Origin of the sequence: Komagataeibacter xylinus (genome assembly GCF_031081985.1) — a bacterium.
In the GTDB taxonomy this organism is placed as follows: domain Bacteria; phylum Pseudomonadota; class Alphaproteobacteria; order Acetobacterales; family Acetobacteraceae; genus Komagataeibacter; species Komagataeibacter xylinus_E.
This window is the reverse complement of record NZ_JARWSK010000005.1, coordinates 242,291-252,772: the sequence shown is the minus strand read 5'-3', so window position 1 is coordinate 252,772 and position 10,482 is coordinate 242,291. Positions and strand designations below refer to the sequence as shown.

Here is a 10,482-nt window from a genome sequence, read left to right as displayed (position 1 = left end):
ATCCTGACCCTCGAACAGCGAGAGCGACGATTAGGTAGAAAATGATGGAGCCGATCCCCTGCCATGCGCGCCGGATCATTTCCCTCATGTGGGCCATCCCCCACCCAAGGCTCTAAACGAACTTACCGCCGCGCGTGCCGCGTTTGCCCGGTTTAAGGCCAGTTGATCCTGCGCATCCAGAAGCTGCCGGTCTGCGTCGAGTACGTCAGTCAAGGGAATGACGCCCGCCTGAAATGATTGCTGTGACAGGTCGTGAGCGCGGGTCAGGGAGGCGACCGCAGCCTGCAGCTCATCGGTGCGCTGTTCGCTCTGCACGAGAGTCGTAAAGGCATTTTCGACGTCCTCGGCTGCATGCAAGACTGTTAGTCGGTAGCGCGCGAGTGCCTCGGCATTGGCGCCGCGTGCCTGCTGGACCTCAGCGTCGATCTTGCCAAAATCGAAAATTCGCCAGCGGATCGCGCCGGACCCGGCGGCCTGGAAGCCGGGCGCCGTGAAAAGCTTGTTGGGGCTGAGGCTCTGAAAGCCCAGAATCCCCATTAAGGACAATTTGGGGTAATAATCGCCCAGCGCCTCGCCGATCCTTGCGTTCGACGCCGCCAGACGGCGTTCCGCCGCGACAATATCAGGGCGACGACGCAGCATATCGGCGGGCTTGTCATTACCGCCGATAGCTGGAATAGGCGGAATGTCAGATGGATTATCAAGCTCGGCAGCATAGGTGCCCGGTTGTACACCCATCAGCACGTCAAGACGATTGAGCTGGGCTTCGAGTGCAATGCGGATTAATGGCACGGTCTCGCGCGCGGACTGCAGCAAAGCCTCAGCCTGAGCCAGCTCCCGCTCGTTTGAGACGCCGCGCGTGCGTCGCTGGCGAACCAGCTCCAGCAGATGGGCGTCCACGGCAATCTGCTTTTCCGCAACTGCGAGGCGCGCCTGGTTTCCCCGGATCTGGAAATATGCGTCCGCAGCATCGGCAGCCACCGTGATACGCTCACCCACGCGTTCCACGCGGGCAGCCTCGGCCTCATCGCGCGCGGCTTCCTGCCCTCGGCGCAGGCCGCCGAACAGGTCGATTTCCCAGCTTGCGGCACCGCTCACATCGTAGGAGCGATAATCGCGATTGAAGCCCGGTACATCATTCACGATATGGCCAATCAGGCCTTCTTTCGACAGCCTGTTCGCGGAGGCCTGGGGGTTGAAATCCAGCGTCGGAAGTAGGCGTGCTGCGGCGGCCTCAGCCGCGCCACGTGCCTGGCGTACGCGCGCTACAGCAGCGGCAAGATCCAAATTCTGGCTGAGCACCCGTTGCTCGATCCGGGTCAATTCGAGATCGTGAAAGCCCTCCCACCATGTATCAAGTGGGGGCGAGGTCCTCGCTTGCCGGGTGTCAACGGCTGCGGCAGCATGAAACGACCGCAAATCAGTCTTCGGTTCCCTGTAGTTCGGGCCGACCGCGCAGGCGCTGACCAGGAGCGCAAGAGAGAGTGCGGTGATTGATTTTGCCCGGTGAACTGCCGTTCGATACAGGGGATGCGAGGACCTCCCTCCCGTGGAAGGATGTATGGCTACCATCGTTGTTCGGCCTCTAATCAGCGTCGGATATACGTAATCCAGCTATAGTCGAGTGAACATTGCACACGATGGTCACTCGTTGTCAATTCATCTGTTGTGGCCTATCTAGGGCGGTGAACTGCCAGTCGAGGAGAACAGAATGCTCACGCCCCATAGTGGACAACGTGGTCCGGCCGACCACGAACGCCGGGACCAGATCATTGCGGCGGCCAACGAGCATTTCCGGCATTATGGATACAACAAGACCACGATCGCCGACTTGGCCGAAGCGATCGGTCTGTCGAAGGCCTACATCTACAAATTTTTCGAATCCAAAAAGGCGATCGGCGAGGCCATATGCGCTCTTCAGCATGACAGCATGCGGGCCGTTCTGCAGGCAATCGTCGAGGATGGAAAGTCCGCATCAGACCGGTTGCGTCGGGTTTTTATTGCACTTGCGCGCAATACCGTCGCGCTATTCTTTCACGACCGGAAAATGCACGATATCGTTTATTTCGCGATGGAAGAAGAATGGACCCCAGCCAAGGCCTTCAGAGGATGGCTGCGGGGCATTGTGGAGCGCCTGATCCGCGAAGGGCGTGACAGTGGAGAATTCGAGCGCAAGACGCCGATCGATGAAACCTGCCACGCCATCATGCTGGTGCTTCAGTCGATCCACCATCCGCTTCTGCTCGAACAGCATCTCGAAACGCTCGATGACGACGCGGCGACCCTGGCTAATCTCGTGCTGCGAAGCCTCGCCCCCTAAAAATAGCAGTACGATCGTAATGTGACTTATTGACAATATGGTCACTAATGTACACGTTGGGCACCCAAATCCGCTGGGAGCCCGAACATGGCTGGAACACGCACATCCTTTCTTGCAGCGGCATGCATTTGCACCGCATTCGGGCTGTCTGCCTGCAAATCCAAAGATGACCCCGATCCGCGCACAGCCGATCGCATCGTCGAAACGGTGAAGGTCGAATCCGCTGCATCCGTCGACCGCGTCTATACGGGCGTCGTAGCGGCCCGCGTTCAGAGCGATCTGGGTTTCCGCATCCCAGGGAAGATCGTCGAGCGTCTCGTCGATACCGGTCAAGCCGTCTCCAAAGGCCAGGTGCTGATGCGCCTCGATCCAACGGACTATGTCCATGCGGTAACCACGCAGGTCGGGAGCGTCGCGTCGCTACAGGCCCATTGGGTTCAGGCTGCGGCTGATGAGCGTCGCTATCGTGGTCTTGTTGCGACCGGTGCCGTGGCGGCGTCGACCTATGACCAGGTGAAGGCAACGGCCGATAGCATTCGTGCGCAGCTGGATGCGGCGATTGCACAAGAAAAGATTGCGCGAAATCAGGACGACTATTCCCTTCTTCGGGCCGATGCGGATGGCGTTGTTGTCCAGACCCTTGCGGAGCCCGGACACGTCGTATCCGCTGGACAGACCGTGATTGTGGTGGCTCATGCCGGGCCGCGCGAGGCGACCGTCAACCTCCCGGAAGGCGTGCGTCCGGCCCTGCATTCGTCGGCGGAAGCGGCTTTGTATGATGGTGGTACACGCGTGCCGGCCCGCCTGCGGCAGCTTTCCGACGCGGCGGATACGCGCACACGCACGTTCGAGGCGCGCTACGTCATGGAGGGGCCGGGCGCAAGCGCACCGTTGGGGACAACTGTGAGTGTTCGCCTTCCGGAGGAGGCGACTGAGCAGCCCGCGCTTCAGGTTCCGCTGGGTGCCGTTGCCGACGAGGGCAAAGGGCCGGGCATCTGGGTCGTTGATGCCAAGTCATCGACCGTCGCGTTCAGTTCGGTGACGATTGCAAGCATCGAAGAAGAGACGGCCAGGATTATCCCAAGCGCCGCTCTCCGTCCGGGTGCGCTGATCGTGGCGACTGGAGGCCACTATCTGCATGCGGGAGAACATGTCCGGATCGCTTCGGAAAAGGTCGCGATGCAATGAGCGGATTCAACCTCTCCGCCCTCGCTGTTCGCGAGCGCGGAATCACGCTGTTTTTGATCGTCGCGCTTTCGCTGTCGGGAGCCTACGCCTTTTTCAGCCTGGGGCGGGCAGAAGACCCGACTTTTACCGTCAAGACCTTGACGGCGACCGCGGTGTGGCCGGGTGCTACTGCGCAGGAAATGCAGGATCTGGTGGCTGATCCGCTCGAAAAGCGAGTGCAGGAGCTTCAGTACTACGATCGGGTCGAGACACTCACCCGTCCTGGGCTGGCGCTGATGATGATCACCGTCAAGGACAATACACCGCCCCGCCTGGTTCCCGAGCAATTCTATCAGACCCGGAAAAAGCTGTACGATACGATGCCGCTTCTGCCGAAGGGTGTGCAGGGTCCATTCGTCAACGACGAATATTCGGATATCGATTTCGCGGTCTACGCGCTGGATGGACACGGTCTGCCTGAGCGGCTGCTGGTTCGTCAGGCGGAGACGGTGCGCGAGCGGCTTCTGCATGTGCCCGGTGTGCGCAAAGTCGATATAGTGGGCGAGCGGCCGGAACAGATATTCGTCAATTTCTCAAACGCTAAGCTCGTTACGCTTGGGATCAGCGCGCAGGATGTTTTCGCCGCGCTGCAACGGCAAAATGCGGTCACGCCCGCTGGTTCGATCGATACACGTGGTCCACAGGTTTTTGTACGTCTCGATGGGGCGCTGGACGACCTGCAGAAAATTCGCGACACGCCCATCGCGGCGCAGGGCCGGACGCTCAGGATCTCCGATATCGCCACAGTGGAGCGAGGCTATGAAGATCCGCCGACCTATCTGGTCAGGCATGGCGGCGATCAGACCTTGATCCTGAACGTGGTCATGCAGGATCATTGGAACGGGTTGAAACTCGGTCAATCCCTCGCAACGGCAGAGAAAACGCTAGGCGCGGGACTTCCCATCGGCGTTACGCTCACGAAAATCGTCGATCAGGCCGGCATCATTCATGCCGCCGTCGGCGAATTCATGCTGAAATTCTTCGTCGCTCTCGGTGTCGTCATGGTCGTCAGCCTGCTCAGTCTGGGCTGGCGCGTCGGGATCGTTGTCGCTGCGGCCGTACCGCTGACGCTCTCGATTGTCATGGTTATCATGCTGGTAACGGGCCGCGCGCTGGATCGTATCACGCTGGGCGCGCTGATCATCTCGCTCGGCTTGCTGGTTGATGACGCCATCATCGCCATCGAGATGATGGTCGTAAAGCTGGAAGAAGGGTACGAACGCACCAAGGCTGCAGCCTATGCCTGGAGCCACACGGCCGCACCTATGCTGGCTGGCACCCTGGTCACGATCATCGGGTTCACACCCGTCGGCTTCGCTCAGTCGAGTGCCGGAGAATATGCGGGCAATATCTTCTGGATCGTTGGCTATGCGCTGCTGACGTCGTGGTTCGTCGCTGTCGTGTTTACGCCATATCTCGGCGTCAAGCTTCTGCCGGAGATCAAGAAGATCGATGGAGCCTACGAGCATATTTACGCGACCCCGAACTACCGGCGGTTCCGTCGCCTGGTAGTCTGGGTCGTTCGACGTAAATTCCTCGTCGCAAGCGCCGTGCTTGCTCTCTTCGTCCTGTCCTTTATCGGCATGGGCTCCGTCAGGCAGCAGTTCTTCCCCAGTTCCGATCGGCCGGAGCTGCTCGTCGAGGTTCAGATGCCGGAGGGTACAAGCATAGAAGCCACTATGCAGACCACCACGCGTGTCGAAGCATGGTTAAAGAAGCAGCCCGAAGCGAAGATTGCTACGAGCTATATCGGAGCGGGGGCGCCGCGCTTTTTCTTCGCCTATAACCCCGAATTACCTGATCCCTCGTTCGCAAAATTGGTAGTTTTAACGCCGAGTTCCAAGGCGCGTGACATCTTGCGGGATCGCATGCGCCGCGCTGTCGCAGATGGTCTGGCGCCCGAGGCTCGGGTTCGCGTAACGCAATTTGTTTTCGGCCCTTACACGCATTTTCCGGTCATGTTCCGCGTCATGGGACCGGAGGCTGATAAGCTTAGGGAGATCGCTGCTCAGGTCGACGCGATCATGCGACAGAATCCCCATACGCGGCAGGTCAACTCCGACTGGGGCGAGCGCGCCCCGACGACGCATTTCGTGCTCGATCAGGCGCGGCTGCAATTGATCGGCCTGACGCCGGAGGAGGTATCGGAACAGATCCAATTCCTGTTGCTGGGCGTGCCGGTCACGCAGATCCGTGAGGATGTCCGGACCGTGGATCTTGTGGTTCGTAGCGCTGGCCACGACCGCCTTGATCCGGCGAAGCTCATTGGCATGACAATCAGCAACCGGACGGGCCAGCTCATACCGCTGAGCCAGATCGGTCATATTGAGAACCGCGCCGAAGATCCCGTCCTGCGTCGGCGGGATCGAATTCCAACGATAACCTTGCAGTCAGATATCGACGAAGGCCTGCAGCCGCCCCAGGTCACGGCGGAAATCGATCAGGCGCTGGTAAATGTAAGGTCAGCACTACCGCCCGGCTATCGTATCGAGATCGGCGGCAACGCGGAGGAATCCGCCAAGGCCAACAACGCACTGGTGCCCATTTTCCCGGTCATGATTCTCCTGACCCTCATTGTACTGGTGTTTGAGACAAGATCAATTTCGGCCATGTTCATGGTGTTTCTGACGGCGCCGCTTGGGCTCGTCGGGACCGTACCGACTCTGTTGATCTTTAATCAGCCATTTGGATTCAATGCGATCCTGGGTCTAATCGGGCTTGCGGGCATCCTGATGCGCAATACGCTGATCCTGATCGGCCAGATCAAGGTCAATCAGGAGGCCGGCCTCGACCCTTTCCATGCCGTCGTAGAGGCGACAGTGCAACGAGCGCGCCCCGTCATTCTGACTGCCATGGCTGCCGTTCTAGCCTTCATTCCACTGACCGAATCAGTATTCTGGGGCTCGCTCGCCTATACGCTAATCGGGGGAACCGCAGCCGGTACCGGGTTGATCCTGATGTTCCTGCCGGCACTCTATGCGATTTGGTACCGCATCACTCCCGCAAAAGATGTCGATCCTAGCGAGCCACTCGTCGCAGAGGATTTCACTGGAGCAAGACCCGAATGACCGTGGCGTTTGCGCCAGAAGAGCTGAGAAAAACCCCGGCATCTGGGCATTTCACGACTGCGCAGTTACCGGATTGGCCGACCGCCAGGCCCTCCAGTCTCCGGAAGTACAATCCCGCAGTCGGCGATAGTGTCTTTCATCAGGAATTGTCATCATGAAAAGTATAACGGTCGCTCGGGGTAATGCCATACTCCGGGCCGAGGCGGAGGCGATCGCCGCGGTCGAACTGGACGCCACCTTTGATGCAGCACTCCTTCTGCTATCTGAGTGCAAAGGAAAGGTCGTTACGACCGGAATGGGAAAAGCCGGCTTCGTTGCGCGTAAGTTTGCAGCCACCTTATGTTCGACCGGAACTCCCGCCGTGTTTCTGCATCCTGGTGAGGCAGCCCACGGGGATCTCGGCGTTCTCGAAGTTAACGATTGCATTGTGGCGTTTTCCACGAGCGGGAAAACGCGGGAAGTTCTGGAGTTGGTGCGGCATGGGCGACGTCTCGGCTGCGGACCTGTCATCGGCGTGACGTCCCATGCCGATTCCGAGTTGCGGGCCATGAGTTCGCTAATCATTGATATGGGAGACATCGCTGAGCCGTGTCGACTGGGTCTCACGCCGACGGCAAGCATCGCAGTCATGTCGTCCATTAGCGACGCGCTAGCCCTTGTTCTGATGGAAAAAAAGGGAATTACGCAGACAGACTACGGTTTGCGTCACCACGGTGGCTATCTCGGGATCAAGGCACGCGAGTATCCTGACATGGCGGTGGGACAATGTGGCCAGGGGCCCCTTCGTGAAGGTAGAAATCAATGAATATAGAGCGCTTGGGTGTCTCTGATATTGATATTGTGCAGGGGCCCCGTCGAAATAGTCCTCATGATGGGGCTGAAAAGCGGACACTCGTGATTGCCTGCGGAGCGCTTGCCCATGAGTTTCTTGCCGTTGTGCGAGCAAACGGCTGGACGCATATGGACATCACATGCCTTCCAGCGGAATGGCATCTCACGCCTCAAAAGATTCCCGATGGAATGCGCCGTAAGATTCGCCAAAATCGTGAGAAATATGATGAAATTCTGTGTTTGTTCGGGGACTGCGGAACGGCGGGAGCACTCGACGAGGTTCTGCGATTGGAGCGTGTCGAGCGAATTGAGGGCGAGCATTGCTACGCTTTTTTCACCGGCCTCGCAGAGTTCGATGTTTTGCATGAACAGGAAGAAGGTACGCTCTATCTTACCGATTTCCTGGTTCGGCATTTCGACCGGTTTGTCGTTCGTCATTTCGGTTTGGATCGCTTTCCGGATCTAAAGCCGATGATCTTCGGGAACTTCGAACGAATTGTCTATCTGGCGCAGATGCCGAGCGCGGACCTGGAAGCGCGCGCACAGGCCGCTGCGACTTGGATCGGCTTGCCGTTGCAAATCCACACGACAGGCCTAGGGGAATTAACACGTTTTTTGTCCCGCCCGGCAACGGCATCGGACAATTAGGCCGCATGTGACGTGCGCCAATCCTTGCGAGCGCGCGTAAAACGCACAGAACCGAATGACCCTAATGAGACGATCAGTTGCGGGTCATCGGGGCGTCCGGGAAGTCCATGCCATCAAAGCAATAAAATGGAAAGCAGGTTGATATGCGAATAGTCGTTACCGGAATGGGTATCGTCTCCCCGCTCGGGTGTGGCGTGGAAGTGGTCTGGCGTCGGCTTCTTCAGGGCGTGTCGGGTATCCGATCTCTTCCTGATGAATTTGCGCCCGATGTCGCCTGCAAGATAGCAGGCATCGTCCCGGAAATGGATGAGGGGAGTGGCTTCAATGCCGAGACTGTTGTCCCGACAAAAGACAGAAAGAAAATGGATCGTTTCATCCAGTTTGCGCTTGGTGCGGCAAATGAAGCACTAACCCAAGCCGGCTGGTGGCCGGAAACAGACCAGCAGAAAGCGCGGACCGCTACTGTTGTCGCATCGGGCATCGGAGGTTTTGGCGCCATTGCCGATGCAGTCCGCATTGTTGACACTCGTGGAGCAGGGCGACTTTCCCCGTTCACGGTGCCGTCGTTCCTGGTGAACCTTGCGGCCGGCTGGATCTCGATCCAACATGGTTTCAAAGGCCCAATCGGCGCGCCGGTAACTGCCTGTGCAGCAAGTGTCCAGGCGCTCGGCGATGCCGCCCGGCTGATTCGTGCGGGCGAGGCGGACATAGCCATTGCAGGCGGTGCGGAAGCAGCAATAAACCGGGTCAGCCTGGGCGGATTTGGCGCGGCCAGAGCGCTGTCAACGGGCTACAACGATGCGCCTCAGCTTGCGTCGCGTCCCTTTGATGTGGGCCGCGATGGGTTCGTCATGGGTGAGGGAGCCGGGATTCTTGTCGTTGAGTCTCTGGACCATGCATTGGAGCGTGGTGCGACGCCCTTAGCGGAGCTTGTTGGTTATGGCACCAGCGCTGATGCGTTTCACGTTACATCTGGCCCGGAAGACGGTGCCGGTGCGGCCATCGCCATGAGGATCGCTCTACAGCAGGCGGGGGTTGCCCCGGAAGCAATCGGGCACCTGAATGCCCACGCAACTTCCACGCCTGTCGGCGATCGGGGCGAACTGGCGGCCATCAGGGCAGTTTTTGCCGGAAGTCGCGGACCTGGCATCAGTGCCACGAAGTCCTCGACGGGGCATCTGCTCGGAGCGGCAGGTGGGATCGAGGCTATTTTTACCATAATGGCGTTGCGGGAGCAGATTATGCCGCCAACACTGAATCTGACCGAACCGGATCCTCTTGCCAACGGGCTGGACGTCGTTGGTCCTCACGCGCGTCGTGAACAATTCGACTATGCCATTTCAAATGGCTTCGGTTTTGGTGGTGTCAATGCATCCGTAATGTTTCGGCGCTGGCATTCCTAGAGGAGAAAGCTCCCCATTTGCCACAGAAGCGGAGTCTTCTCAGCAGCCGGGATGCTTCGCGGCCCGATGTTGCGGCATCGGGCCGCGGGCGGATCCTTAACGCAGGCCGCCGGACGCGATCAGATGATCGCCGGTCAACCAGCGGGACTCGTCGGAGGCGAGGAAGACCGCAATGAGCGCGATATCCTCCACCTGTCCCGTACGGCCGAGGGGTGTCTGCGCCACGATGGCCTGTTCGAAGTCGGAGCCGACGATATGGGCGCTGCGGGTGCCTTCCGTTTCGATCAGGCCCGGATTGATGGCGTTGACGCGGATCTGCTTCGGCCCAAGCTCGCGCGCCAGCACGCCGGTAATGGCATCCACGGCGCCCTTTGTCCCGCTATAGACCGCCGAGCCGGGGGGCGTGATGCGTGAGACGACCGAACTGATATTGATGACGCTGCCGCCCGCGCCCATATGAGGCACCGCCGCCTGGGTCGCCAGCAGTGTGCCCAGCACGTTGACGTTGAACTGTCGGTGGAAATGCTCCTCGGTTATGTCCTCGATAGGCATCATTTCATAGACGCCGGAATTGTTGACCAGGATGTCCAGCCGTCCGAACTGCGTGACGGCGGCGTCAACGATGGCCTGTGCGTCTTCCCTGCGCGACACGTCGCCCTGGACCGCCGCGGCCTTGCCGCCCGCGCCGGTGATCGCGGCGACCACGTCATCCGCCCCCGACTTGCTGGAGGCGTAATTGACGATCACGGCAGCACCTTCGGCTGCCAGCGCCTTGGCGATCCCGGCACCGATCCCCTTGGAGGCGCCGGTGACGATCGCGACTTTTCCTGAAAGCTTGCTCATTGGACTGTACCTGTCTGCTCGGACCGGGATCGACACGCGATCCTCATGTCCGGGTTGCGGAAACCAAGGACTTAAAATCTGGAGCGACCGCTCCAAGATATGGGATATGAGGGACGTAATTCCGCGTTCAAGGATTTATGGA

8 protein-coding genes are annotated in these 10,482 nt (G+C 59.3%); 6 read left to right on the top strand and 2 right to left on the bottom strand.

The window, feature by feature from the left end; all coding sequences use genetic code 11:
* Nucleotides 1–84: 84 nt before the first annotated feature.
* Nucleotides 85–1,572, bottom strand: coding sequence for an efflux transporter outer membrane subunit (locus QEG70_RS11500; RefSeq protein WP_308720781.1), 1,488 nt, complete (start codon nt 1,570–1,572; stop codon nt 85–87).
* Nucleotides 1,573–1,711: 139 nt separating this feature from the next.
* Here QEG70_RS11500 and QEG70_RS11495 point away from each other — a divergent pair, with 139 nt between their 5' ends.
* From QEG70_RS11495 to fabF, 6 genes are all read left to right on the top strand, one after another.
* A complete protein-coding gene (locus QEG70_RS11495) occupies nt 1,712–2,320 on the top strand; it encodes a TetR/AcrR family transcriptional regulator (protein ID WP_308720780.1) in 609 nt (202 codons plus the stop codon).
* A gap of 87 nt (nt 2,321–2,407) precedes the next feature.
* On the top strand, nt 2,408–3,508 hold the full coding sequence (locus QEG70_RS11490; protein WP_308720779.1) for an efflux RND transporter periplasmic adaptor subunit: 1,101 nt from the start codon (nt 2,408–2,410) through the stop codon (nt 3,506–3,508).
* Entirely contained in the window at nt 3,505–6,615 is a 3,111-nt protein-coding gene (locus tag QEG70_RS11485; protein WP_308720778.1) for an efflux RND transporter permease subunit, read from the top strand. Before QEG70_RS11490 ends, QEG70_RS11485 begins: the two co-directional genes overlap by 4 nt.
* 154 nt (nt 6,616–6,769) lie before the next feature.
* Complete coding sequence (locus QEG70_RS11480) at nt 6,770–7,420, top strand: SIS domain-containing protein (RefSeq protein ID WP_308720777.1); 651 nt, start codon at nt 6,770–6,772, stop codon at nt 7,418–7,420.
* On the top strand, nt 7,417–8,094 hold the full coding sequence (locus tag QEG70_RS11475; RefSeq protein WP_308720776.1) for a DUF1638 domain-containing protein: 678 nt from the start codon (nt 7,417–7,419) through the stop codon (nt 8,092–8,094). Before QEG70_RS11480 ends, QEG70_RS11475 begins: the two co-directional genes overlap by 4 nt.
* Before the next feature lie 143 nt (nt 8,095–8,237).
* Entirely contained in the window at nt 8,238–9,497 is a 1,260-nt protein-coding gene (fabF, locus tag QEG70_RS11470) for a beta-ketoacyl-ACP synthase II (RefSeq protein ID WP_308720775.1), read from the top strand.
* A 96-nt stretch (nt 9,498–9,593) separates the two neighbouring features.
* Here the strand turns inward: fabF and QEG70_RS11465 are convergent, their stop codons facing one another.
* Entirely contained in the window at nt 9,594–10,340 is a 747-nt protein-coding gene (locus QEG70_RS11465) for a glucose 1-dehydrogenase (protein WP_308720774.1), read from the bottom strand.
* Nucleotides 10,341–10,482: the final 142 nt, after the last annotated feature.